Annotated in this window: 23 protein-coding genes; 8 read left to right on the top strand and 15 right to left on the bottom strand. The window is 42.5% G+C overall.

Annotated features, from left to right (window positions below):
• The first annotated feature begins 82 nt into the window (after positions 1–82).
• Positions 83–3,631 (top strand): tetratricopeptide repeat protein, encoded by a 3,549-nt coding sequence (locus PI95_RS24190; protein WP_039741234.1) that lies wholly within the window; start codon positions 83–85, stop codon positions 3,629–3,631.
• A 538-nt stretch (positions 3,632–4,169) separates the two neighbouring features.
• Here the strand turns inward: PI95_RS24190 and PI95_RS24185 are convergent.
• The 7 genes from PI95_RS24185 to def all read right to left on the bottom strand — a co-directional run bounded on the left by PI95_RS24185 (position 4,170) and on the right by def (position 10,212).
• Positions 4,170–4,826: a Uma2 family endonuclease gene (locus tag PI95_RS24185; protein ID WP_039741623.1), complete on the bottom strand. Its 657-nt coding sequence runs from the start codon at positions 4,824–4,826 to the stop codon at positions 4,170–4,172.
• Between the two features lie 140 nt (positions 4,827–4,966).
• On the bottom strand, positions 4,967–7,462 hold the full coding sequence (locus PI95_RS24180; protein WP_039741230.1) for a single-stranded-DNA-specific exonuclease RecJ: 2,496 nt from the start codon (positions 7,460–7,462) through the stop codon (positions 4,967–4,969).
• Positions 7,463–7,486: 24 nt separating this feature from the next.
• Positions 7,487–8,125 (bottom strand): GNAT family N-acetyltransferase, encoded by a 639-nt coding sequence (locus PI95_RS24175; protein WP_039741228.1) that lies wholly within the window; start codon positions 8,123–8,125, stop codon positions 7,487–7,489.
• A gap of 123 nt (positions 8,126–8,248) precedes the next feature.
• Positions 8,249–9,079 (bottom strand): PD-(D/E)XK nuclease family protein, encoded by an 831-nt coding sequence (locus tag PI95_RS24170; protein ID WP_039741226.1) that lies wholly within the window; start codon positions 9,077–9,079, stop codon positions 8,249–8,251.
• Positions 9,022–9,270, bottom strand: coding sequence for a hypothetical protein (locus PI95_RS24165; protein WP_163519147.1), 249 nt, complete (start codon positions 9,268–9,270; stop codon positions 9,022–9,024). Before PI95_RS24165 ends, PI95_RS24170 begins: the two co-directional genes overlap by 58 nt.
• Before the next feature lie 158 nt (positions 9,271–9,428).
• Complete coding sequence (locus PI95_RS24160; protein WP_039741223.1) at positions 9,429–9,632, bottom strand: hypothetical protein; 204 nt, start codon at positions 9,630–9,632, stop codon at positions 9,429–9,431.
• A gap of 13 nt (positions 9,633–9,645) precedes the next feature.
• Positions 9,646–10,212, bottom strand: coding sequence for a peptide deformylase (gene def / locus PI95_RS24155; protein WP_039741221.1), 567 nt, complete (start codon positions 10,210–10,212; stop codon positions 9,646–9,648).
• 192 nt (positions 10,213–10,404) lie between these two features.
• Between def and PI95_RS24150 the strand changes: the two genes are divergently transcribed.
• From PI95_RS24150 to PI95_RS24125, 6 genes are all read left to right on the top strand, one after another.
• On the top strand, positions 10,405–11,856 hold the full coding sequence (locus PI95_RS24150; RefSeq protein ID WP_039741219.1) for an ATPase domain-containing protein: 1,452 nt from the start codon (positions 10,405–10,407) through the stop codon (positions 11,854–11,856).
• Positions 11,853–12,218, top strand: a complete 366-nt coding sequence (locus PI95_RS24145; RefSeq protein ID WP_039741217.1) for a response regulator — start codon at positions 11,853–11,855, stop codon at positions 12,216–12,218. Before PI95_RS24150 ends, PI95_RS24145 begins: the two co-directional genes overlap by 4 nt.
• 2 nt (positions 12,219–12,220) lie before the next feature.
• A complete protein-coding gene (locus tag PI95_RS24140) occupies positions 12,221–13,330 on the top strand; it encodes an ATP-binding response regulator (RefSeq protein ID WP_039741215.1) in 1,110 nt (369 codons plus the stop codon).
• A gap of 366 nt (positions 13,331–13,696) precedes the next feature.
• Positions 13,697–14,647, top strand: a complete 951-nt coding sequence (locus PI95_RS24135; RefSeq protein ID WP_039741213.1) for a LysR family transcriptional regulator — start codon at positions 13,697–13,699, stop codon at positions 14,645–14,647.
• A gap of 190 nt (positions 14,648–14,837) precedes the next feature.
• Positions 14,838–15,929, top strand: coding sequence for an anthranilate phosphoribosyltransferase family protein (locus tag PI95_RS24130; protein ID WP_039741211.1), 1,092 nt, complete (start codon positions 14,838–14,840; stop codon positions 15,927–15,929).
• 147 nt (positions 15,930–16,076) lie between these two features.
• On the top strand, positions 16,077–16,862 hold the full coding sequence (locus tag PI95_RS24125) for a metal-dependent hydrolase (protein WP_039741208.1): 786 nt from the start codon (positions 16,077–16,079) through the stop codon (positions 16,860–16,862).
• 35 nt (positions 16,863–16,897) lie between these two features.
• On the opposite strand, the gene PI95_RS24120 is transcribed toward PI95_RS24125, so the two are convergent.
• The 8 genes from PI95_RS24120 to PI95_RS24085 form a co-directional block, all read right to left on the bottom strand.
• A complete protein-coding gene (locus PI95_RS24120) occupies positions 16,898–17,797 on the bottom strand; it encodes an MBL fold metallo-hydrolase (protein ID WP_039741206.1) in 900 nt (299 codons plus the stop codon).
• Positions 17,798–17,808: 11 nt separating this feature from the next.
• Positions 17,809–18,192: an aspartate 1-decarboxylase gene (panD, locus tag PI95_RS24115; RefSeq protein WP_039741204.1), complete on the bottom strand. Its 384-nt coding sequence runs from the start codon at positions 18,190–18,192 to the stop codon at positions 17,809–17,811.
• Between the two features lie 234 nt (positions 18,193–18,426).
• Positions 18,427–18,969, bottom strand: coding sequence for an inorganic diphosphatase (locus tag PI95_RS24110; RefSeq protein ID WP_039741202.1), 543 nt, complete (start codon positions 18,967–18,969; stop codon positions 18,427–18,429).
• Positions 18,970–19,461: 492 nt separating this feature from the next.
• Positions 19,462–19,647, bottom strand: coding sequence for a TLTLP motif-containing protein (locus tag PI95_RS24105; RefSeq protein ID WP_163519146.1), 186 nt, complete (start codon positions 19,645–19,647; stop codon positions 19,462–19,464).
• A gap of 328 nt (positions 19,648–19,975) precedes the next feature.
• Entirely contained in the window at positions 19,976–20,152 is a 177-nt protein-coding gene (locus PI95_RS24100; protein ID WP_163519145.1) for a hypothetical protein, read from the bottom strand.
• Between the two features lie 546 nt (positions 20,153–20,698).
• A complete protein-coding gene (locus PI95_RS24095) occupies positions 20,699–21,670 on the bottom strand; it encodes an Npun_F2552 family protein (protein ID WP_039741192.1) in 972 nt (323 codons plus the stop codon).
• Between the two features lie 63 nt (positions 21,671–21,733).
• Complete coding sequence (locus PI95_RS24090; protein ID WP_039741190.1) at positions 21,734–23,167, bottom strand: aspartate ammonia-lyase; 1,434 nt, start codon at positions 23,165–23,167, stop codon at positions 21,734–21,736.
• Positions 23,168–23,569: 402 nt separating this feature from the next.
• Positions 23,570–23,722 carry a CopG family transcriptional regulator gene (locus PI95_RS24085; protein WP_163519144.1) on the bottom strand — a complete coding sequence of 51 codons (153 nt, stop codon included), beginning with the start codon at positions 23,720–23,722 and terminating at the stop codon, positions 23,570–23,572.
• 38 nt (positions 23,723–23,760) lie between these two features.
• Here PI95_RS24085 and PI95_RS24080 point away from each other — a divergent pair.
• A partial coding sequence (locus PI95_RS24080) for a transposase (protein ID WP_163519143.1) occupies positions 23,761–24,449 on the top strand: 689 nt, incomplete at its 3' end.

Below are 24,449 nucleotides of genomic sequence, written 5' to 3'. Positions count from 1 at the left end.
TGACGCGATTTATCGCGTCTCCGGAATCGAGAGTGATAGACTTGAGGTAAATACTGAAGTCTCAAAGTTGTAGTGCAAGAATGTGCAAACGCTCCACCTTGACCTCAAGTTAGTTGCTGATAATTACGTAGAGCTACGTTACTTTATTGATAATCCCAACCAGTATCAGAAGCGATCGCTCTCCATAACAGAAATCGCCGATTTGATTAAGTTGGCGGAGCGAGATTATTACGTTGCGGATTTACCAGAGGATTATACAGTAACTGGACGGCGGTTGTATAACTGGTTGGATGGAAGCGATCGCACTCTGCAACTGTTGCTAGATAAGCATCGGGGGGAAGGGATTGTTTTAGCGATCAGGACGCCTGTAGAGACGCGATTAATCGCGTCTCTACACCATCTGCCTTGGGAAGTGCTGCACGATGGTAATCGCTTTTTGGTGCAGCATGTCCCGGCTATTGTCCCGGTGCGCTGGGTGTCGGATAGCACGGTAAAAAAATTGACCATTGAAGGGGAAGCAGAAAACCGGGCTTTGCAAGTTGTGTTTATGGCAACTTCGCCTCTGGATGTCAAACCTGTGCTGGATTTTGAGGCAGAGGAAGCACGGATTCTCGAAGCCACAAAGCGGCAACCTTTAGCACTGACGGTGGAAGAAAGCGGCTGTTTGTCGGAGTTGGGTTATTTAGTCGATGTTTACGGCAAAGATTATTTTGATGTTTTACACCTGACTGGTCATGCTACTCTACAAGATGGGCAACCCCGCTTCATTACAGAAACGCAAATCGGTGAAGCTTACTATGCCAGTGCTGGGGATATCGCCCAAGAATTACAATTTCGACTGCCGAAACTTATATTTCTCTCTGGTTGTCGCACTGGGCAAGCAGGCAATTCGGGTTCAGTGCCTTCGATGGCAGAAGAGTTGCTGAAATCGGGTGCAAAAGCGGTTTTGGGTTGGGGTCAAAAGGTTTTAGATCCTGATGCGACAGCCGCAGCTGCTGCATTGTATGAGCAATTGTCTGCGGGGAAGCAAATCACCGAAGCTCTTGCTAGTACTTACCAAGCATTAATTAAGAACAAAGCGCGGGATTGGCATTTATTGCGGCTGTATGCGGCAGGTAATTTACCGAGTTCTTTAGTTACACCTTTGCGGACTCGTGGACGGAAACCAGCACCAGCGCTTTCTGTTTCTACCGAGTTTTTAGACCCTGCGGGTAAGGTGAAAGTCCCGACGCGGGAAAGTTTTGTTGGTCGTCGTCGGCAGTTGCAAAGTTGTTTAAGGGTGCTGACACAATCAAGCGATGAAGTGGGGGTGTTGATTCATGGCATGGGCGGTTTGGGTAAAAGTAGTTTAGCAGCTAGGCTTTGTGACAGACTGCCGAATTTTCAGCGTGTTGTTTGGTTGGGGAGAATTGATGAAGCTAGTTTGGTGAGTCGCTTAACAGAAAAGTTGGATGACAACGAACAACGCAAAAGCTTACAAAATTACGATGAAGAATTGAGATTTCGGCTGAAGCGAGTTTTCCAGCAGTTGCATGAAGAAGCAAAGCCGTTTTTGTTGGTGCTGGATGACTTTGAGGGGAATTTGGAACCCCGCAATGAGAGTTATGTGCTGCAATCAGAAGCAGCAGAGGTAATGAAAGCTTTAGTTTGGGCAATTAGAGAAAATTCCATTTCCCACCGCATCATTATTACCTGCCGTTACGATTTTGAATTTACCCAGTTGCAGTATTTCTACAAACAGCCGTTGGATGCACTGCAAGGCGCAGATTTGCAAAAAAAGTGCGATCGCCTCACTGCCTTTAGTGCTAAATCTCAGGTGGATGAGGCGTTAAAATCGCAAGCGCAGAAGTTGGCGGATGGGAATCCCCGCTTGCTGGAATGGTTGGATAAATTGTTAGCACCCCACCCCCTAACCCCCTCCCCGCTTGCGAGGAGGGGGGACAGGATAACGCAGGAAAAGAAGCGGGGGGATGATGGAAGTGTGGATGTGGGGGCAATTTTGAATCGGTTGGCAGCAGATCCAGTGGAGTTGCGAGAGCAAGTTTTGGCAGAAGCGCTGCTGCAACAAATGGATACAATTATGCGGGAGATGTTGTCACGGGGTTTGGTGTTTGAGCTGCCAGTACCGAGGGAAGCTTTAGCCGCAGTTTGTGACACTATCCCGAATTTGGAACATTATATTAGTCGGGCTGTGGCGTTGGGACTGTTGGAAGTGAGCCATGATGAGGCGTTACGAGTGCCGCGCATTTTGCCTGTGCAGTTAGCGGAAGATAGGGAAGCTTTGCATAAGCAAGCGGCTGAGGTGTTGTATCGCCTTTGGTGGGAGGAGATGGAAAACACAAGTGAAGAACAACGCTTAGAAATTCATCGATTAGGGTTGCGAGGGGAGGTAGGCAAGATTGCTGTAGAAATAGCACAGAGGTTAGCAAGGCACTGGAGAAAACAAAGCCGATTTCAAGAAGCTGTTCAACTGTGCAAATCAACTTTAGAACTTGTTGGAAATTACTTAGTGTTATACGAGTTAACTTGCTCTGAACAACAGCTAGGTGAAGTGAGTAAAGCTCAAGAGCATTATCAACAAGCCCTAGATAGCTGTCCAGCAGAAGACAAAACAGCAAAGGCAGCAATTATTCACAATTTGGGACTGCTTAAAGCCAATACAGGGCAAGTAGAAGAAGGAATCGCCCTTTGTGAACAATCCCTTGCCATCACTAAACAAATTGGCGATGCCTCAGAACAGGCGTTGATGTTGAACACCTTGGGACTGCTTAAAGCCAATACAGGGCAAGTAGAAGAAGCGCTCGCCCTTTATCAACAATCCCTTGCCATCACTGAACAAATCGGCGATGTCCCAAGTCAGGCGGAGACATTGCACAACTTGGGACTGCTTAAAGCCAAGACAGGGAAAATAGAAGAAGCGCTCGCCCTTTATCAACAATCCCTTGCCATCACTGAACAAATTGGTGATGTCCAACTCCGGGCAGCGACTTTGAGCAACTTGGGACATCTTAGAGGCAATAGAGGAGAAAAAGAAGAAGCTATTGCCCTCTTTCAAGAATCTCTTGTTCTGACAGAACGGATCGGCTATGTTCAAGGTCAAGCGGCAACGTTGCGCCATTTAGGGATGCTCAAAGCCGATAGAGGAGAAATAGAAGAAGCAATCGAACTTTTCCAGAAATCTTTTGCTCTGGCAGAACAAATCGGCGATATCCAATTCAAGGCGGCGGCGTTAAACCAACTGGGGATACTCAAAGCCAATAGGGGAGAAATAGAAGAAGCAATTGCTCTATATGAACAATCCCTTGCTCTGACAGAACAAATCAGCGATGTCCAAGGCAAGGCGACGACATTGAGCAACTTGGGACTACTCAAAGCTAATAAGGGAGAAATAGAAGAAGCGCTCGCCCTTTATCAACAATCCCTTGCCCTTACTGAACAAATTGGTCATGTTCAAGGTAAGGCTATGACTTTGTGGCGGTTAGGGGGTGTAGCAGAACAACAGGGCGATTACAATCAAGCACTAGATTATTTGCAGCCAGCCTTGGAGATATTGCAGCGTATCCAATCTCCTGATGCTGAGGCAGTTAGGCAAATGGTAGCGACAGTGCAAGGTTTAATTCGTAATTCGTAATTTGTAATTAAGAAAGTCAGAATTTAATTTGGCTTTTCAGGTTGGCATGTGTTGCCTATTTTGAAGAATTGGTGTAAGCGATCCGCCTATTTTGCGTTAAGCTGACTCATCCACTAGCCTTTGAACCTCATTAAAGAGTCTTTTAACCTCATTAAAGAGTCTTTGATACTCATTAATGAGTCTTTTAACCTCATTAAAGAGTCTTTGAACCTCATTAAAGAGTCTTTTAACCTCATTAAAGAGTCTTTAATACTCGTTCATCTCACTAAAAGACTCGTTCATCTCACTAAAAGACTCGTTCATCTCCCTAAAAGACTCGTTCATCTCCCTAAAAGACTCGTTCATCTCCCTAAAAGACTCGTTCATCTCCCTAAAAGACTCGTTCATCTCACTAAAAGACTCGTTCATCTGACTAAAAGACTCGTTCATCTCACTAAAAGACTCGTTCATCTCACTAAAAGACTCGTTCACCAGTTTTTCAGGTTTGTGCCTTGGTTATCACAGTTGGCAGCCGAGATAATTCAGCCAGAAGCACATTCTAAACCAAAGAATCTGGATCTACACCGAGGGATTTTAGACGTTCTGCCAAGACTTTAACTTGTTCTTCTGGTGTTAATAAACGCTTGCCTTGCTCGTTATACCAGTAAAGCCACTCGCGTCTAATGCCTTGATATGTTCCCATTTCGCTACCAATCCCTAACCCAATTTCCGGTAGCCAAACGGGATTTCCTGGCTGCAATTGATACTTCCCATTTACCAAACGATAGACCGTTAAAGTCGGGGTTCTCCGTCGCAGGGGATTGTAAATGACATAATATAAAACTTCTAATTGAGTATAAAATTGTTTCTTAGTGCTGTATTCACCGCGCAATTGATCAAAAAGCACTTCTAGCGCCATAATTGGTACGCGCTCTTCTTCGTAAAGATCATAACTTAAACGCAGATCCTCTTCTACAAATCGTTCCACGCCGAGACTCAAAAACCCATCTGGTATAATCGGCGGCTGATTGTAATGTTGATAAATTGCCATATAAACGCCAAAGAACCAGTCCATACGGTCTGCCCAGACAAAAGCTAGTATGGCTTTGAGTAAACTGAGAATTGAATATTGTAATTCATTGTTCACAGGGGCATTGTCAGGTTCGAGCAAATCCTCAGCAGCGGGTAAGCAGTCCAGCGGATTGTACTGTAGCATTTTTCTGATTGCCATTCATCTAATACTTTGATCGTATATGCAGCTGTTAGATCCCCGAATTCTTTGAGAAGTCGGGGATCTGGACAACACCGAAATAAATGGTGCGTTGCGCTGCGCTTTAACGCACCCTACAAATTTAACTAATTGAGTATTTGAGAGGCGATCGCCATAATAGTAGATAAAGGAACTTCAGCAAAATACTGACGTTGAAATTGTTCTTCTCGCACTGCGGCTAAAAATTGTTCGACGGCAGCATCGGCTAAAGTTTCGCCAACGGTGGTAGAATTTAAGCTGATTTGCAAGTTACGATCAACTCGAGTAATTGTGAATCCTAAGCATTTTAAAGCTTTAAATCCAAAATACAACGTTTGGTCTTTAATGCCGAGTTTTTCTAGAAGCTGTACGCGGGTAACTGTTTGATTTGTGCGACTGAGGTATTTAGCAATTCCCACAAGGGTGAGCCAAATTTGCTCGGGTTGTTTGTTTTCAGGTTTAGACCAAGCGATCGCTAGTTGTTGTTGATTGTAAAGCGATCGCCTTAACCATGCTCTTAAATCATCCCAGGAAGTGGGACACTCTTTAACTAAAAGTGCTGAATCTTCTTTAGTAGCCACATTTCGCCAGTCTACTATTAATGGTGAGGAATTAACCGCGTGCTGAAATGTTGAATTTTCACTTCTACGCACGGCTATTAATCTGATTTCATAGCGTTTTTTGAAGGTGTTGTAATCTAATTCCGCGATGCAATCACACCTTCCCATCGGTAATTCATCTTTGTAGTGTCCCCACCAAATGCCAGGAAAACTGCTTCTGATAGAATCATCCCGAATTTCAAAATCTGTTTTAATATACTGTACCTTTTTCCCCCGCGAATCTTGCTGATTGCGATTCCAAGAATTTTCAAACCAGCAATTTTCAATTAGCAGTTTCGGTACAGGATTTCCCATTCCGCAAGGTTCAAGTAATTTCAGTTCATAAAATAACTCTTTTCCCAAATCTGCTACCGTTACAGCCAAGTCTGCTTGTATTGTTGGTGTTAAAGTTGCCCCTCCTAAAGTTTGCCGCAAACGTTGATTAATCGCTTCTGTAAATAAAGGAATATTCTCCACCGGCAAACTCAACCCCGCTGCAAACGGATGTCCCCCAAAGCGATGTAACAAATGTGCTTGGTCTTTTACCAATTGATACAAGTCAACTGAGTTTACCGAACGAGCAGAACCTCTTGCGAGGGGAGTGGGGAGTAGGGAGTAGGGAGTAGGGGGGGAGGGGGAGAGGGGGGGATGGGGAGATGAGGGAGAAAGGGAAGAATCTTCCTTGTCCACACCAGTCGCTACAACCGAGAAAACCTCCGCAACGCGCTGGCTCCCCTTGTCCTCCTTGTCCTCCTTGTCCCCCACTTCCCCACTCCCCACTCCCCACTCCCCACTCCCCACTTCCTCCGTACTCAACAAAATCGTCGGTCGTCCTGTCTCTTGTGCTACTTGCCCTGCAACTAAACCTAAGACACCAACTGCCCATTGAGGATCTTCTAAAACGATGACGCTGGTGGTTGATAAGTCAATCTGGGCAAGCTTTTGAGTTACTTGTTGAGCAACGTCTTTTTGTAAAGATTTACGGCGGCTGTTTGCTAATTCTGTTTCTTCTGCTAGTTTATTTACGCGCTTTTCGTCGCGACTGGTCAGTAGTTCTACACAAAAAGAAGCATCGCCTTGAATGCGGCTGACAGCGTTAATTCGCGGACCCAAACCAAAGGAAATATCTGTAGGGCGATCGCCACTTTTCTGGCATAATTCTAATAATCGCCCTACCCCCGGACGCCTTCTCGTTGCTGGAAGTTGTTTAAAGTCTTCTTGCAATCTTTGAATTCCTAACTGCGCTAAATAGCGACAATCTCCACTTAACTGTACTAAGTCCGCAATTAATCCTACTGCCACTAAATCTAATAAATCTTCTAGTGGTTGTTGAGGTACTTTCGGTAAGCTTTGATAAAGCGCTTCAACCAACTTGTAAGCTACCGCCACCCCAGAAAGATGAAATAATGGATGTGTATTTGGCAGATAGCGCGGATTGATAATTGCTGTGACTGGTGGGCGTTCAGCAGGTAATGTGTGGTGGTCTGTAACAATAATATCTATGCCTTGTTGGTTAGCATAAATAATTTCACTGATATTTGTGCTGCCAGTGTCGCAAGTAACTATTAATTTGCAACCTTGTTTTGCCAGCTTTTCAATGCCTTGAATATTCAGTCCGTGGGATTCTGTTAAACGGTTGGGGATGTAGTAATTAAGTTGCGTATTCTGTTCAAAAAACTGTCCTAAACCATCCCACAGCACCGCAGTAGAGGTGATACCATCTGCATCAAAGTCCCCCCAAATAACGATTTTTTCCTTTTCATCCCGCGCTTGTTTCAAACGTCTCACCGCTAGCAGCATTTCTTCGCCAAACTCAAACGGACTCGCGGGTTGATAAGCTTGAGGGTTGACAAAATTAGCTAATTGTGTTGTATCTTTGATGCCTCGTTGCCATAATAATTGCGCTGCGTAATGTCCGCTTTTATTGGGGGTGTAATGTTTTACCGCTTCGATGAATGATTCTGGGGGTTGTTCAGTTGCGACAATATTCCACTGCTGTTGCATTTAAATAAATTAAAAATTAATAATCTAAATCGGACTTTGTTCGTCAGTTGTTTGAGGTTCGTTGACGAGGGGATTGAGGATTACTTCATTCGTAATTCCATCAGGTTTGCGTGGACGAATGGCAGGACGCGATCGCCTGTAACCGGCTCTTTCTGCTTTTTGATGTTCATAATCAATTAGTCTGCCATAATAATCGTGCTTGCTTAAATTCATCGACAAGAAAATATGCTGGCGGATATTCCCGAAACCTTTGCGGTTAAAAAACTTTACCGCTGGTGTATTTGTCGGATCGGTGTCTACCAACATAAATCGCGCTCCATCTTCAATCATACGAGCGACGACTTTATCAACCAGCTTATCGGCAACTCCGCGACGCTGAAACTTGGGATTAACTCCTAACCACAGAATATAGCCGTAAGTCCAGGATGCTTTGGTGATGATAGTTCCCAAAATAAATCCGGCTACTTCCTCATCGATTTCCGCGACCAAACAGTATTCTGGATCTGTGTTGTAAAGTCCAATTACCTCCCATTCATCCCAAGTCCGGTATAAATAGGGGTATAACTCGCTAGTAAATAACTTTTCGCCCAAGTGGTAAACTGGGGCAATGTCATCAATTCCTAATTCGCGGACATAAACCGCATCAAATTCGTCGAAGGTCATATTAATTTGGGCATGGGGCATTGGGCATTGGGCATTGGTAATTGGTAACTGGTAATAGTTTTTTCTCATTTCTCATTACCCAGTCCCCAGTCCCCAGTCCCTAGTCCCTAGTCCCTAGTGCTTTTATAAAGATACTTCTTGAATGGTAGCGAGATTGAGTAAGGTGTTGTCTATATTAGAAGCGGGATTTGCCGCAGATATGACATCAGTAGAAGCTTGTGCGCGATCGCGATCGCATCGAGTGGTAAACTGACAATATTCACAAGCTTTGTTACCTTCTGCCACTTGCGGAAATTCTTCTTTCTGTTGATAACGTTCTAACCAATTAGTTAACTTGCTTAATAGCTGATTCAGCTTTTTTGCAGTTTGTTCGTGTGCGGCAGTATTGTAACTAAATTTAATACTTTGCGGTTTGCCTTCAGATTGGACAAACCAGTAAGTCATAGAAATATTTTCTGGTGGATATTCGCTGGTTTCAGCCAACACATACATATAAAGACGTGTCTGCCAATTTTTTTCTAACTTGCGTTTGTTTGGGGGTTTGGGATAAGTTTTCCAATCGAGAATTTGCGCTTGCAGGTTATCTGCAATCAATAAATCATAAATAACCGTGAGCAGATAATCTTGAACTTGTAGAGTGCGGTAATGTTCGCTGTCGCGGAAAGCTTCGCTATTGGCAGAAGTTAAAATCTCTGGTGCTGCATTGGCAAAAGCCGACATCCAGCTTTGTAGTTGCGCGTCTTCTTGCAGAAAACTATCAATTGGCAAACCCATTTCTTGCTGCTGCATTAGTCGGTGAAAGCGACTACCTAAAGTTTGCCGTTCTTGGTGTTCTGGATCTAAGGGAGAATTGAGTTGTTGTAAATAGGTATGTTGAAACTGACGGGGACAACGTTCTAGTAAGTTGAGTTGTCCTTGAGAAAGTCGCAGTAGTTGAGGTTGAGTTGAAAGCATGATTCTATTTTAGGGTAATGGGGAATGGGGAATGGGTAATGGGGAATGGGGAGACAGGGAGACAGGGAGATAGGGAGACAGGGAGACAACAAAGAAAATTCACCTTGTCCCCTTGTCCCCTTGTCCTCCTTGTCCTCCTTGTCTTCCTTGTCTCCTTGTCCCCTTGTCTCCCTGTCTCCAAGGAGTCCCATGCCCAATTCCCAATGCCCTATTCCCAATTACCTATTCCCAATTACCTATTCCCAATTCCCAATTCCCAATTACCTATTCCCAGCAAAAAATAAAAGGTAAAAGGTAAAGAATAATTCCGTCCATCCTTTTACCTTTTACCTTTTTACGTACCTGATGCTTATTTAATGTTAGCCTTTGTATCTCGGACTGCGGCAAAGAAAAATAATCCGGTGAGGGGAATGCTTAATGCCAAAATAATTGCGGTTGTTTGCATACCTAAATCGGGTTGTCCGGAAGACAGTTCAAATACTGAACCGACACCGGCGATCGCTGTTACACAACAACCTGCTAAAAACAGTCCGCTTTTTGGAGTCATTATCATACTTCACACTACCTTATGCTACTGGTTTCACAGCTTGATAGGAGAAGCCATTCTTGGATAACTCCTCGTTCAATGTCAAAGAATTTTCTACCCGATCTACAAACAGCACACCGTTGAGGTGATCCATCTCGTGCTGAATGCAGCGTGCGAGTAAATCCCCTGCTTTCAATGTCCGAGGGCGCCCATTCTCATCTTTGTATGCAACTTCCACAACTTCTGGGCGCTTGACATCTATATATACGTTGGGAATGCTGAGACATCCTTCTTGAGCAACAACTATATCACGACTTACCTGTTTTATTGTCGGGTTAATTAAAACAAGTGGGGGATTAGCTGCATTATCTGGTTCGCAGTCGATGACAATTAGTTGTTTGTTAACTGCTACTTGCGGTGCAGCCAAACCAATGCCATCTTTGCTGTACATAGTTTGCAGCATTTCGCGTATCAGTTGGCGAAGTTCGTCATCGACTTTGGCAATGCGCTTCGCGGGTTGACGCAAAACGCGATCGCCTAGATAGTGAAGTGACAAAGGCGGATTTTTTAACTTTTTTTTCTCAACAGAAATGCAACTTGAAGGCATGTTTCTCTATGGCTAGATTGAACAATAGTGCTACTATTTCAATTCTATCAATCTGAGCTTAATACCCAGTGAGGATTTCCCAACCAGCTTTAGAATAAACATTTGTAGGATTTATGGTATCAATCTAATGGGTACAAACTTTTTTCAACTCCATCACTCTTGAGGTGGAGTTTGTTAATGGAAATCTCACACATGAATCAAAAGCGTCTCTCTACTGGAATACGAGGTTTTGACGAAGTTCTGCATGGTGGTTTTATCCCAGGTCGAGCTTATTTGGTGCGCGGCGGACCCGGTTCTGGTAAAACTACACTAGGGCTGCATTTTCTCTCAGTGGGTGTAGCCAACGATGAACCGAGTATGTATATAACTTTCGGTGAACCCGCAGAGCAAATCAAAAATAATGGTGCAGCGATTGGGTTAAACACCGGAGCGATGCACTTTTTGGATCTCAGCCCATCTGCGGAATTTTTCAGCCAAATGGAAACTTATGATATTTTCTCTCCAGCTGAGGTAGAGCGAGAACCAACGACTGAAAAATTAATCGAGTCTCTGGATGCGATTAAACCGCAGCGAGTGTTTCTGGATGCGATAACTCAGTTTCGCTATATGTCTACCGACGCTTTTCAGTTTCGCAAACAAGTGCTGTCATTTATGCGCTTTTTGTTAGAAGGTGGTGCGACGGTAATTTTCACTTCTGAAGCGAGCCGATCTGCTCCGGACGAAGATTTACAATTTATGAGCGATGGTGTGATTCACCTGCATAACAATAGCAAAGGTAGGACGCTGCAAGTTACCAAGTTTCGCGGTTCTGACTTCCGCAGTGGTCTTCATTCGGTGCGCTTAACCAATAAAGGAATGCAACTCTTCCCCCGTCTGCAACCAGAAAATTACAAACGCGAATATACTAATCAGACTATTGCCTCTGGTGTACCAGAATTGGATCAACTGCTGCACGGTGGTTTAGAGCGCGGTACGGTGACTCTTTTAACCGGTCCTACTGGTGTGGGCAAAACTACCATCGGACTTCAGTTTATGAAAGAAGCTGCCGGACGAGGAGAGCGATCGGTAATTTACACTTTTGAGGAAACCGAAGAAACTTTGGTGGCTCGTTCGGAAGGCGTTAACATTCCGGTTCACGCTATGATTAAATTCGGCACGCTGTCAGTTGTGCCAGTCGATCCATTGCACTTGAGCGCCGATGAATTTGCTAATATCGTGCGTCAAGAGGTAGAAGAGAAACAAGCCCGGATTGTGATGATTGACAGCGTTGCTGGTTATCAATTGGCGATGCGCGGTGACGATTTAATTAGTAATTTGCACGCTTTATGCAAATATTTGCAAAATATGGGTGTGACGGTGATTGTCGTTAACGAGATGGAACACATCACCGGTGAATTTCGAGCAACAGATATTGGGATCAGCTACATTGCAGATAATATCATTTTTCTGCGCTATTTAGAAATTAAAGGAGAAATGCGGAAAGCGATCGGTGTTTTAAAGAAACGCTTGTCCGACTTTGAAAAAACATTGCGAGAAATTGAGCTAACTCGTTACGGTATCAAGGTAGGTAGACCACTCAGCAAACTTAGAAAAATTCTCAGCGGTACTCCCGAATGGGCAGATGATTATGATGGGGAAAAATGAGCGAAAAACCCCTCATTTTAACTGTAGACAGCAACAGCCGCAATCTGGAATTACTTAACCAATTTTTAACTAAACAAGGATATGAAACCATCGGTGTTAATAGTTTGTCAGAATTAGATCGGCAATTAAGCGAATTATCGGAAATTAAGTTAGTTATGTTAGATATTGCCGGTTTCGATCGCACTATCTGGGAACGCTGCGAACAACTGCAAAATCAACAAATTCCCTTTTTGGTTATTTCACCTAAACAAAGCGCTACAATTCAACTCCAAAGTGTTGCTCACGGTGCTAGAAGTATGCTGGTTAAACCGCTTGTCATGCGACAATTATTAGCGTTGATTAAGAGTTTGTTGGGAGATTAAATATGTGTAGAATTTTGCTAATTATAGAACAGAAAGAGAATCGCCGCTTACTATCGGAGTGGTTGGAAACACGGTACGAAGTATTTTCACCTGATTCTGATGATGAATTGCCTAGCTTGCAGGAATCTTTTGATTTGTGTATTATTTGTGCTAGAACGCTGGATCGATACAGTTATTGGTTAGAAGCTACTAAAAAAGCTCAAGAGCCAGTATTTTTACCTTTTTTATTAGTTACATCTCGGCGAGATGTGGGGATGGTAACTCGGCATTTATGGCAAAGTATACATGAGCTGATTGTTACTCCCATAGAGAAAGTGGAATTGCACGCACGGGTAGAAATGCTGCTTCAAAGGCGCAAATTGTCTTTAGAGTTGAAGCAAGCTAACGATAATTTGCAACAAATCAACGAAATAAAAACTCGCTTTCTTTCCATAGCTTCTCATGAAATTCGCAATCCCCTACATACAATTTCAGCTTATGCCCAAATACTCCAGCGTTCTAGCGATAAATTACCTGAAGAGAAAAAGCAGGAGTTTTACGAGAAGATTAAAGTTTATGTGAAAAAAATTACAGATATTTTAGATGATATATTATTATTGTCGAGAGGAGAATCAGGAAAGCAAAGAATAAATCCAATTCCAATTAATTTAAATGAGTTTTGCGAACAAGTGATTCAAGAAACTCAATTGCTTAATAAAAATATAATTAACTTTTTTTGTGAAGATAAATATATAAATGCCTGTATTGATGAAAAAGTGTTACGACATATTCTTATTAACTTGCTGACAAATGCCATTAAGTATTCACCTAAAGATAGTCCAATTGATTTGGAATTAATCTCTAATGAATCAGAGGTAATTTTTCAGATTAAAGATAAAGGTATTGGCATTACTCCAGAAGACCAACAGCATCTGTTTGAGTCATTTTATCGTGCCAGTAATGTGGGAAACATTCCCGGTACAGGTTTGGGATTAGCGATCGTCAAACAGTGTGTTGACTTACACGGTGGTAAAATTGCAGTTAAAAGCGAAGTTGGGGTAGGAACTACTTTTACTGTTACATTGCCAATAGGTAATACTCAAAAAAAACTGCACGCTCAGATGAATGTATAGAAAACTCAGTATTTTAATATTAATAAATATAAATAAGCTGTTCCACCTCTTCGTTTGCACACATTTGGGCGGGCAAGATGCCCACCCCACAAGAATCTTGATTTATTTAAAGCTTGCAGATTAGATGTGTTTCAGCTTAGTCCCGGAACTTCATATTTAATGCGGAGGGGTAAATGAACACGCGATCGCACTGCTTGAAGCATTATTTATGACGCATACTTAGGCATTTTTGTAAAGTGTCTAATATTTACAGAAAAATGGCAAAAATAAATATAAAAAAAATAGGTTGTAACAAACAGTACTAAAATATGCGCTAACATCCGTTAACCTAATTAAAACCAAAAGTGTAATTCAGGCTACATAACAATGCGCCTAGAGCAGTTGCAAGCCTTTCTAGCGATCGCAGAAACTGGCAGCTTTCAACAAGCAGCGAGAAAATGTGGTGTCACCCAATCAACTATCAGTCGCCAAATTCAAGCACTAGAAGCAGATTTGGGCTTAGAATTGTTTCACAGAACAGGACAAGCAAAACTGACTCTGGGGGGTGAGAGGATGCTACCCCGTGCGCGCAAAATTTGCTTGGAGTGGCAAACAGTCACCCAAGAGTTAGCAGATTTAGTCGCAGGAAAGCAGCCAGAACTTTGTATCGCTGTGATTCACTCGCTGTGTGCTTATTATCTACCACCAATTTTGCAAACATTTTGTCATAAATATCCAGATGTGCAATTGCGAGTGACATCATTAGGAAGCGATCGCGCTTTAAAAGTCCTCAAAGATGGACTAGTAGATATGGCAATTGTCATGAATAATCGCTTTCTCACCACCGCTAGAGAAATGGTGGTAGAAACGCTATTTGATGAACCTATAGAATTACTCTGTTGTGCCAATCATCCCCTAGCACAACACGATCGCATTCCTTGGTCGGAAATAATTCGTTATCCCCAAGTAGTTTTTAAAGATGGTTATGGGATGCAACGCTTGGTACAGGATAGATTTGAGCGCTTAGAAGCCACACTTCAAGCAGCTTTAGAGGTAAATACTTTAGATGCCTTCCGGGGAGTAGTACGGCAAGGAGAACTAATAGCTTTGCTACCTCACTCTGCATTAGTCGAAGCACGTCTTGACCCTACTCTTGCAGTTCGTCCCTTAGCCTGCAATGCTAACACTAGTTTGCCAGATAATTCTAGTTTAACTCGTCGGGTTGTCATGGTGACAACAGGCGATCGCCTGCAAATTCCCCCCATCCAGTACTTTTGGCAATTGGTGCAGGAAAATATACCACAACAGTTTGATTCATTAAAGCGATCGGCTTGTTAATAGATAGTGGGCATTGGGCATTGGGCATTGGGCATTGGGCATTGGGCATTGGGCATTGGTAATAATTCTTTCCCATGCAACCCTTTCCCCTAAAGAAAATTCCCACTCCCCACTCCCCACTATCCACTCCCCACTCCCCACTCCCCACTCCCCACTCCCCACTATCCACTATCCACTATCCACTAACCATATGAGCAATATATTCAGAGAATTACTAAAGAAAGTTGGCAGCGGAAACCACACAGGCGAAAATTTAACTCGTGCGGAAGCTGCTTCAGCTACCAAGATGATGCTGCTGGGTGAAGCGACACCAGCGCAAATCGGTGCGTTTTTAATTGCCCACCGCATCAAACGTCCCACGGGGGAAGAGTTAGCGGGAATGTTGGATGCTTATGAAGAACTAGGACCACTACTGCAAAATATTAACTCTGCGCGTCCGGTGATAGTTTTAGGCATACCTTATGATGGCAGAAGCCGCACCGCACCCATCAGCCCGGTGACGGCTTTGCTGTTGGCTTGTGCGGGGCAATCTGTGGTGATGCATGGTGGCGATCGCCTGCCAACAAAATATGGTATACCTTTAGTAGAAATTTGGCAGAAGTTAGGAGTTGATTGGACTGCACTTCCCCTAGAAAAAACTCAGCAAGTCTTTGAAAAAACGGGCATTGGCTTTGTTTATACGCCTCGGCATTTTCCCTTAACTAATAGTATTTGGGAGTACCGCGACCAACTAGGCAAGCGTCCACCTTTTGCGACAATGGAGTTAATTTGGTGTCCTTATGCTGGCGATGCTCATGTTATTGCTGGGTTTGTGCATCCACCCACAGAAGGAATGTTTCAACAAGCTTTGACGCTGCGGGGAGTAAGCAAATTTACATTAGTAAAGGGATTGGAAGGTAGTTGTGATCTACCACGCGATCGCACTGCAATCATCGGTTTATCTGCACCATTAGCACCGCAACAAGAAGGATTAACAGCCATAGAAAGGTTACTCCTAGCTCCGCGTGACTACAACTTTACTACCAAGAATGTACCCCTGGAAACTACTGAACAACTAGTAGCAGATATGCAAGCTGTGTTAAGTGGAAAACCTTGCGAACTGATGCAAACAGCCTTATGGAATGGCGGATTTTATCTGTGGCGAAGTGGTATTTGTTCAGATATGCAAGCGGGTATAACTAAAGCGGAAGAATTATTTAGCAATGGTGCAGTAGCGGCAAAACTTCAAGAACTGACTCAAGTTGTAAATTCAGTTTCCAAAGTAGTATATCAGGCAGTTTAATCGTTAAAATTAATCTAGATGGGCATAAATAAACACTCCTTAAGGTAGTAACGGCTGAAGCCGTTAAAATCCTTGCTTTGAGCGGTAAACCGCTCACTACGAACCAGGATCGTTTATTTATACCCATCGACTTGAGGAATATCGCATATGAGCAAAATAGAAGTACGCCGATTAAACTTTGATTTTTCCGCAAATACTGAGAAATATTGGTTTAACCAAAGTGTGTTTAAAACCCACTTATTTAATAGCTTCACAATTTTCATTCCGGAAATTGAAAAATATCTGATTCTGAATGTCAAAAAAAGAATCAACTTTCTTGACAATCCGCAATTGAAACAGAAAGCTCAAGCCTTCATATGTCAAGAAGGACAACATTCATACCAGCATACAAAATTTTGGAATAATTTACGCGCTTCTGGCTATAAATTTGATACTTTTATTCGCTGGGAACAAACTATTCTTTTTGATATTCTGGAACGGCAAATGAGTCTTAATTTCAATTTAGCCATTGCTGCCGGAATTGAACATTTAACAACTTTGATGGCTGAGTTTGCTTTAGAAACTGACTTATTTGCTGAAGCTGAACCAGAGTTAAAGCAACTTTTTGAATGGCACGCATTAGAAGAACTTGAACACAAAACAGTTTTATATGATGTGCTGCAAAATGCAACTAATAATTATCTGTTGCGTCAAGTGGGTATGTTCGTAGCCCATATTTTGATTTTATTGTTTCTGAATTTGGGTTTAGCGATATTGCTATATCAAGACAGAAAACTCTTCGATAGAAAAGTTTGGCAGGAATTTATTGAGTTTTGGCTGACTAAAGATAAATTTTTGTACAAAGCATTATTTAACGCCAGAGATTATTTGAGAAAGGACTTTCATCCTTCACAAAACGATAATCTTTACTTGATTGACAGAGTGAAAGTATAATCGCTTAAGATTAAATAAGAGATTTAATCATCTGTTTAATTTCGAGGCACAACAGGTAAAATTAAGCCTTCACGCGCTAATAATGCTTCAGAAAAAGCATTTTTAATTTCTGTTTGCACAGAGTCGAGAAAATCATCGCGATCGTCTGGGTGGTGGTGTGAGATAACTAACCGTTTCACACCAGCTTGATGAGCCAAATTCACGGCAGTTTTCCAAAGTAAATCAGCGTATTCATGGCTGCGAGCTGTTGGGGGAGTGTAGGTAGCATTAGCTATCAGCAAATCTACGCCTTCAATTAGCTGTTTAATACATTCAAGCTCGATTTCGTCAGCACCCTGATACAAATCTGTCATGTAGGCAACGCTGTAATTCTTCCAGGAAACTCGGTATCCTGCCGATCGCTGATTTTGATTGATCAATGCAGTTTGAATCGTCACATCGTCTAAAATTACCTTACTACCCGAAGCCAGATTGTTAAACAGCAATTCTGCCTGCATCACCTGCAAAGGATAAGGAAAGTGCGGTTGCAGCATCTGATCGCACAGAGACTGCTTAATAGAAGCACCATTTGAGGCAGCTGTACCGTAAATATGAAAGCAATTTTCTGAAACAAATGCAGGGGCAAAAAAAGGAAAGCCTTGGATGCGATTTGATTGAGAGTTGGTAAAAAATAAATGCGCTACTAGTGGACTTGAGAGTTCTAGCCAACTTCTTCCCAAGATGCGTAAACCTGTACCGCCATCAAAAATCAAGCGTTTTCCAGCTACGCGCATTTCTACACAAGCAGTATTACCACCATAGCGGCTAGTATCGCTGCTGGGGGTGGCTATTAAACCCCGCACACCCCAGAATTGCACAATAAATTCTTCGGCGGGATCGTTGGTTGAAGTAGTTTGTTTGACGTTGTGGAAACCTGACAACTCAGTATTTGACATTTTGCTTATAACTAGACTTTACTGAGCAGGTCATCGTAGTGCCGCACTTGGGAGAGTCGGTTTTTTTCATCTACAATGACAACCGTAGGAGAGTAATTTTTTAACTCTTCTGTGGTGAACTGCCCGTAAGCCATTATAATCAAGCGATCGCCGATAATGCCTAGACGTGCCGCAGCCCCATTTAATTCAATTCTTCCTGAGTTGGCTGGAGCGGGGATCGCATAAGTAATGAAACGCTCGCCATTGGCAACATTCACTACTTGCACCTGCTCGTAGGGTAAAATGCCAGATTTATCTAACAAAATTTGGTCGATGCTGATACTACCGACGTAATTGATATCTGCCCCAGTGAGGGTGCAGTTGTGAATTTTTGCCAAAAGGAGCGTGCGCTGCATTACTTTTAGGGGTTCTGTGCCAATTGAGCTATCAACAAAGAATACAGTATTCAGAATTCAGGAGTCAGGATAATATGTTACGCTTTGCGTGGGATAAATAAACAGCGTATGCTTGTACCCCCTGCTCATAGTATAGAGCCTGGAGGAAAAATGCTTGTGGCAGTAAGAAATCCTACCCAAATTGAAATATTGCTAACTTCACAAATTCTGACTTCTTGACTTTGGTTAATTTGTTCAGGTAGTTTCCGAATCGGAATCCCGACCTTTTTCGCTACCAGCTTTGACGCACTGTTCTACTAAGGGCATAACATGGTCAACATCTAGCCAACCGCGAATTTCTGTCACCTTTTTTTCCAAATTTTTATAACTGCGGAAAAATTCGGCAATTTCATCCAATCGGTGTTGTGCTAGGTCTTTGATGGATCTGATGTCTTTATAGCGTGGATCTTTGTCGGGTACGCAAAGAATTTTTTCATCGCGATCGCCCCCGTCAATCATCTCTAACATTCCAATCGGTCTTGCTGCAATGATACACCCTGGAAAGGTTGGCTCGTCGATTATCACCATACCATCCAACGGATCGCCATCATCAGCCAGCGTGTTCGGTACAAAACCATAGTCATAGGGATATTGTACCGAAGAATAAAGTACTCGGTCTAGAGCAAAAGCTTGTAAATCTTTGTCGTATTCGTATTTATTTTTACTTCCGCCAGTAATTTCAATCAGAACGTTGATTAGACCCGGTTTAGGTTGGGCAGGAATACGGGATAAGTCCACAGTAAAAATCCTCAGCTAACAGTGAATCATGGGCGAACCCGAACGGTGAGACCAGCCCCCGTCTTGGTGAGTCCACTTGCCGTCTTGGCGGTTCCCGTCACGATGGCAAAGTGGCGAACCCGAAGGGCGGTCTCCCTGATCGATGGGGGACTGGCGAACCCGAAGGGATCCCCGTGTAGAATTTTAGGCTAATATGGACATATCCCAAAATACTTAGTTCAAACGGTTTCATTTGCGGAGTATGCTTTCTTCATCGAGAATCTTTGCATTGTCAATAAATTAAGTATGCAAAGCGTGCTTAAATCCCTAGCTTTTCAAAAAAGTCAAAAAAGTTTAAACGGCTTCCCAAGTTCGGAACTCAGGAAACCTCTACTCGGACTTATCGACCGAGTAATGAAAAATTCGCTATTAAATTCTGACGCGAACATTCGCGCCAAAGAAAGCTTTCTGTTGTCACTTTCTTGTTTTGGTAATTATAGTGTTAATTTTTGTTTAATATTCACTTGTTTTTATGTTGTAGGTAATGGGTTGCTGATTATTCTGAACGCTGCTTGAAGAATAATTAGCGATGACAAAGATTGGTAACGTTAGAGTTAACAGAGCGATCGCTGTTCCCACAATGTCTGCCAAACGATGGGAATATGTGTCGGGATTGGCAGACTGGCTATTTGAATTCATAGAAGATTGCAGGTTTTCACATCACTTGTTGCTCAACTCTCAAACTTGAGAGTCTTGCTGTTATATTTAGCTACTTTTAAATTATAGGCTATTTAGTATTCAATAATATCATCCACTTATTAAACTGTCATAATATTCTTTTTTCATACCAAAGATATTTGATACTAAGCCGCAATTTAGCTATTCTTGTTTATTGGTGACTAATATCTCAATATGCTTCATGGTACGGTGTTATGGATAGATTCAGCATCTGGGGCAACAACAGCATTAAAAATTACAATTAATTTTGTATTTTAGATTACTAAAAAAAGATATTTTCCTTCATTTTTTACAATGAAAACATCCGAAAACGCTTTTGTAAAGCGCGTTTTGCGGTGAGAAATTGTTGTTGAATACCGAGTAGACATACTGAATAATCACCCACAAGGTATCTGTGTTTTCGATAATTATAAGTAGTTACACGAGAATTTTTTGTCGAGGCGATCGCAACTTGAGCAATAATCAATTTTCATCAGAATTCACACCGAATAAATACAGATAAATCAAAAGTGTTTTAAATTGTTAATCAGTGATTGTCAGGAAGAAAAATGTTTAAAAATTTGGAGGCGATAATCTGAGTGATATTACTTTAATTTTGTCAATCTATATATAGGTAGAGTATAAATACTTTTATCTAAAATAAAAGTCAATGATTAATACAAAATCAAAATTAATAAAGCTATCAGTCAAAAGCTGAAAAAAATTACGATGGAGGAAAATGAGAAATCTTATAACAATTTAACAAATAAACGAAACGAAAAAAACCGCCACTAAAATAGGGCGGTCTGGTTAAGCAATCGGAGGGTAATTACAGCTTACTCTGCCAAGAATGAAGATTGTTGTAGCGAAGTTTGCATTTGTGGATAGTTGGGAATTGGGAATTGGGAATTGGTAATTGGTAGTCAAGGAGGGGGAAAGGGGAAGGGGGAAGGGGGAAAGGGAAAAACTCTTCTGACTTTACCCTTTCCCCTTTACCCTTTTCCCCTCTTAAAAAAGCCCATTCCCCATTCCCCTAACCTTTACCATAAGCACTCATCGGTTCTTTGATAAAACGGATGTAAAGATGCTTAAACGTAGATTTAATCACGCGGGGCATTCCAAAATCGATAGGCATTAATTTATCTGGTAGACGCCAATCATCTATTTTTAATGAGTCAGGATGTAAGTGGGGAAAGTCAATTGACGCAAGTTCCGGACATAACCCCAACCGCGTTGACGCAGCGAGAGTAGGTACTTGTTCGGGTAAGACATTGAGGACTTCTACCATTGCCTTATCGAGGGCAAATACATTTGCAGATGCGGCTAAAACGCCGAGTGGACGAGGTTCCCCACCGCTTGGACCATTACCTTCATGACCGATGATGCCATCTAAAATAGTTAAATCTGGGTTAATTGCCCTAGCAGTTTCTACTAACATTTCTCCAAATCGGTTGGCATCTTTCCCAGCTTCCATGTGCCACCAAGCTTTCATTTTGCCGGGAACGCAACCAAAGAGATTTTTTACGCCAAGTGTTAAGGTTAGTTGGGCGTGAGATTTTAGCTTAGGCAAATTAATGACTACATCTGCTTCCATCGCTTCTTTGCACAGCAGCAGATGGTTAAAGTCTTCGTTGACGGTTTGGTAACGCGATCCGTGAAAATCTATAATCGGCAAGTTGAGTTCAAGGGTAATCGGGAGATAGTTATTTGCGATCGCTACTGCCTTAGCACTGCCAAAAGCAGGACTATCTCCCAAAAAAGGCTTACCACCAGCTGCAATTACCATCTTGGCAACTTGATAAACTAATTCAGCACGGGTGGTACACTCTTTACCGGGACGCGCACCCGTGAGAAGATTCGGTTTTAGCAAAACCCGTTGTCCTGGTTTGACGAATGCCTGCATTCCACCTAAAGGTTCTAGGAGAGTAGTTAAGGATTCCCGTAAAGCCTCTTGTTCGTAGGAAGTAGCCCGAATCAAACTGACAGATGGTTTTTGAGTCTGCATGGGTTGATAAAGAACGAAGATAGAAGATAGAAGAAAAAAATCTTCTATCTTCCTTATTCCTTTTTAATCTATTTCTGTGTCAAGTGCCCTGAGGGGTAAGATACCGCTCATCTGTTCTAGATTTAACACTTGGGCTAATTCCTCATCGCTCATCAGATTTTTTTCTAAGACAATCTGCCTTAGGGATTTACCAGTTTCTAAAGATTCTTTGGCTACAGCCGCAGCATTTAAATAGCCTATATGGGGATTTAATGCCGTGACTAAAGCTAAACTACCTTCAGCGTAAGCCAAACAACGATCGCGATTGGCGGTAATTCCTTGAATGCAGCTAGAGGTAAGTGCTTTGATGGTATTTCCCAAAATTTCGATGCTGTGAATCAGGTTGTAGGCAATCAACGGCATCATCACATTTAATTCTAATTGTCCGGCTTGTGCGGCAAGAGCGATCGCACTGTCGTAACCCATCACCTGAAAACACACCATTGAGGTCATCTCTGCCATCACTGGGTTATATTTTCCTGGCATAATTGAGGAACCTGGTTGCACAGGAGGCAATTGAATTTCTTTCAAACCTGTTTTTGGACCCGAATCCATCAACCGCAAATCGTGAGATATTTTGACTAAATCCTGTGCTAAGTTGCGTAAAGCACCGGAAACACTAACAAATGGTGCCATACTCTGCATGGCAGCCATCAAGTGAGGTGCAGGTTCTAAAGGACAGTCAATCAATTCTGAAATAACTTGCACCACACGAGCGCGATAATCAGGATGAGTATTCATCCCCGTTCCGGCAGCGCTACCTCCCAAACCCAGCACCATCAAATCCCCAGAAGCTGTGTAAATGCGGTTTTGATGTTCTGTGATAATTTGTGCCCAAGCGCGGAAATTTTCACCCAAACGCACAGGTACAGCGTCTTGCATGTGAGTTCTGCCAGATTTGACGATATCTTGAAATTCGTCGGCTTTTTCTTCCAGGGATGCGATCGCTTGATCTAAAGCTGGCTGCAATGTCTTTGATAATGCCAATAAGCCACCAATGCGAATTGCCGTGGGAATCACATCATTGGTAGACTGTCCGTAGTTTACGTGGTCATTCGGACTAACTTGCTTGTAATTGCCTTTTTCATAGCCGAGAATTTCTAAAGCTCTATTTGCCAGTACTTCGTTAACATTCATGTGGTGAGAAGTACCTGCTCCCGCTTGATAAATATCTACCACAAATTGATCGCGAAACTTACCCGCAAGTACTTCATCAGCCGCTTGTACAATTGCTTGACTAATTTCCTGGGGTATGCATTTTAATTGACCGTTGACGATGCCGGTAGCTTTTTTGATAATTACGCCAGCGTCTACGTAAGTAGTTAGAGGGTTGATGCCGCTGATGGGGAAGTTTTCCATTGCCCGCAACGTTTGGATGCCGTAATAAGCGCTACTAGGGATTTGGCGATCGCCCATTGAATCGCGTTCTGTGCGGAATTGGGAGTCTGTTTGAGTCATAGCGATTTTGGATTTTAGATTTTGCGAAAAGTTTGAGCGGAGGTTTCCTCCGATCAAAGCGCATTCTCGACGGATTTTGGATTGGGTTCAGTCATTAAAACTAAACTGATGTCTGGCTTGATAAAACACAAACCGTATCAGATAAACTTAAGACTAAAGACTGCTGACAGGGAATAAACAGATCCATGTGAATAATCTCTTTGCTAGTCCAAGCGTCCAAGCGTCCCTAATCCCCAGTCCCTAGTTGACAATTCTTAATTTTCAATGACTTATGCCTTTTTTGTTTTGAAAGTTCACATTTAAACTTCTCAAATTGGCTATAAGCTGAAGTAGCACAATCCAAAATCCAAAATCCAAAATCTAAAATGGTATTCTAAAACTTTAAACAAAACATAGTCATCTCTAGTCGGATATAGCCTTCTTCTGGGGTTTAGCTAGCTGTGCAATCCACGCCCTAACCACATCAGAATTAGAGACACCTCGATTATCCGCTTCGTGTTGCAGCTGTAATAATTCATATTCTGTGACGCGCACAACTAACCTTTTATCTCTCATGATGTGTTACCATTTGGTTATACATTAAAGATAGCAGAATGCAGTTAGTCGAGCAGCGGATCATAAAGAAAAGCAATCCAGCCTGGAAGCAGATAGATGCAATGTCATTTGCTGCTAAAAACTTGTGGAACGTTGCTAACTACTGCATTCGTCAATCATTCATTTACGGGCATGGTGTGCCGTCCTACAACTCAATGGATAAGCTAATGCAGTCAAGTCAGGAGTACAAAACACTGCCAGCAAAAGTTGCACAGCAAGTCCTGATGTTGTTGGATAAATCATGGAAGGGATACTTTGCAGCAATCGCAGAGTACAAAAAAGAAGCATACCTGTTTACAGGTAAACCCAAAATACCGGGATATAAACCCAAGGATGGGCGTGGTGTTTTAATTTTCACTGAGCAATCCACATCAAAAAAGATATTTAAACAATCTGGGCAGATTAAACTTAGCGCTATTGATTACACTTTTGACACTCGGATAAAACAATCGGAGTATTGCCAGTCTCGCATAGTGCCAAAAATTGACCATTATGTTTTAGAAATAGTCTATGAGGTTAGCGACCATGAATTAAGTCAGCAAGTTCCCGTCTTGGCGCGTGCGAAGGATGGGAAACTTGCACTCCCGTTGGGTCAGAGTACAGAACGCATTGCTGCAATTGACTTGGGGATTAATAATTTGATGGCGGTTACATCAAACGTGCCAGGATTTAAACCTGTTCTCGTTAA

Origin of the sequence: Hassallia byssoidea VB512170 (assembly GCF_000817785.2) — a bacterium.
GTDB lineage: Bacteria > Cyanobacteriota > Cyanobacteriia > Cyanobacteriales > Nostocaceae > Hassallia > Hassallia carrinoi.
The sequence above is the reverse complement of the archived record's forward strand: the minus strand, read 5'-3'. Positions and strand labels throughout refer to the sequence as shown.

Excerpts from the sequence above, each read along its gene's own strand:
- PI95_RS24120 (WP_039741206.1), bottom strand. The coding sequence starts at position 17,797 with ATGTCAAATACTGAGTTGTCAGGTTTCCACAACGTCAAACAAACTACT.
- PI95_RS24175 (WP_039741228.1), bottom strand. The coding sequence starts at position 8,125 with ATGACCTTCGACGAATTTGATGCGGTTTATGTCCGCGAATTAGGAATT.
- PI95_RS24165 (WP_163519147.1), bottom strand. The coding sequence starts at position 9,270 with ATGGGACTCCTTGGAGACAGGGAGACAAGGGGACAAGGAGACAAGGAA.
- PI95_RS24085 (WP_163519144.1), bottom strand. The coding sequence starts at position 23,722 with ATGAGAGATAAAAGGTTAGTTGTGCGCGTCACAGAATATGAATTATTA.
- PI95_RS24160 (WP_039741223.1), bottom strand. The coding sequence starts at position 9,632 with ATGATAATGACTCCAAAAAGCGGACTGTTTTTAGCAGGTTGTTGTGTA.
- PI95_RS24135 (WP_039741213.1), top strand. The coding sequence starts at position 13,697 with ATGCGCCTAGAGCAGTTGCAAGCCTTTCTAGCGATCGCAGAAACTGGC.
- PI95_RS24125 (WP_039741208.1), top strand. The coding sequence starts at position 16,077 with ATGAGCAAAATAGAAGTACGCCGATTAAACTTTGATTTTTCCGCAAAT.
- PI95_RS24185 (WP_039741623.1), bottom strand. The coding sequence starts at position 4,826 with ATGCTACAGTACAATCCGCTGGACTGCTTACCCGCTGCTGAGGATTTG.
- PI95_RS24145 (WP_039741217.1), top strand. The coding sequence starts at position 11,853 with ATGAGCGAAAAACCCCTCATTTTAACTGTAGACAGCAACAGCCGCAAT.
- PI95_RS24105 (WP_163519146.1), bottom strand. The coding sequence starts at position 19,647 with ATGAATTCAAATAGCCAGTCTGCCAATCCCGACACATATTCCCATCGT.
- PI95_RS24180 (WP_039741230.1), bottom strand. The coding sequence starts at position 7,462 with ATGCAACAGCAGTGGAATATTGTCGCAACTGAACAACCCCCAGAATCA.
- PI95_RS24090 (WP_039741190.1), bottom strand. The coding sequence starts at position 23,167 with ATGACTCAAACAGACTCCCAATTCCGCACAGAACGCGATTCAATGGGC.
- PI95_RS24170 (WP_039741226.1), bottom strand. The coding sequence starts at position 9,079 with ATGCTTTCAACTCAACCTCAACTACTGCGACTTTCTCAAGGACAACTC.
- PI95_RS24130 (WP_039741211.1), top strand. The coding sequence starts at position 14,838 with ATGAGCAATATATTCAGAGAATTACTAAAGAAAGTTGGCAGCGGAAAC.
- PI95_RS24095 (WP_039741192.1), bottom strand. The coding sequence starts at position 21,670 with ATGCAGACTCAAAAACCATCTGTCAGTTTGATTCGGGCTACTTCCTAC.
- PI95_RS24140 (WP_039741215.1), top strand. The coding sequence starts at position 12,221 with ATGTGTAGAATTTTGCTAATTATAGAACAGAAAGAGAATCGCCGCTTA.
- panD (WP_039741204.1), bottom strand. The coding sequence starts at position 18,192 with ATGCAGCGCACGCTCCTTTTGGCAAAAATTCACAACTGCACCCTCACT.
- def (WP_039741221.1), bottom strand. The coding sequence starts at position 10,212 with ATGCCTTCAAGTTGCATTTCTGTTGAGAAAAAAAAGTTAAAAAATCCG.
- PI95_RS24150 (WP_039741219.1), top strand. The coding sequence starts at position 10,405 with ATGAATCAAAAGCGTCTCTCTACTGGAATACGAGGTTTTGACGAAGTT.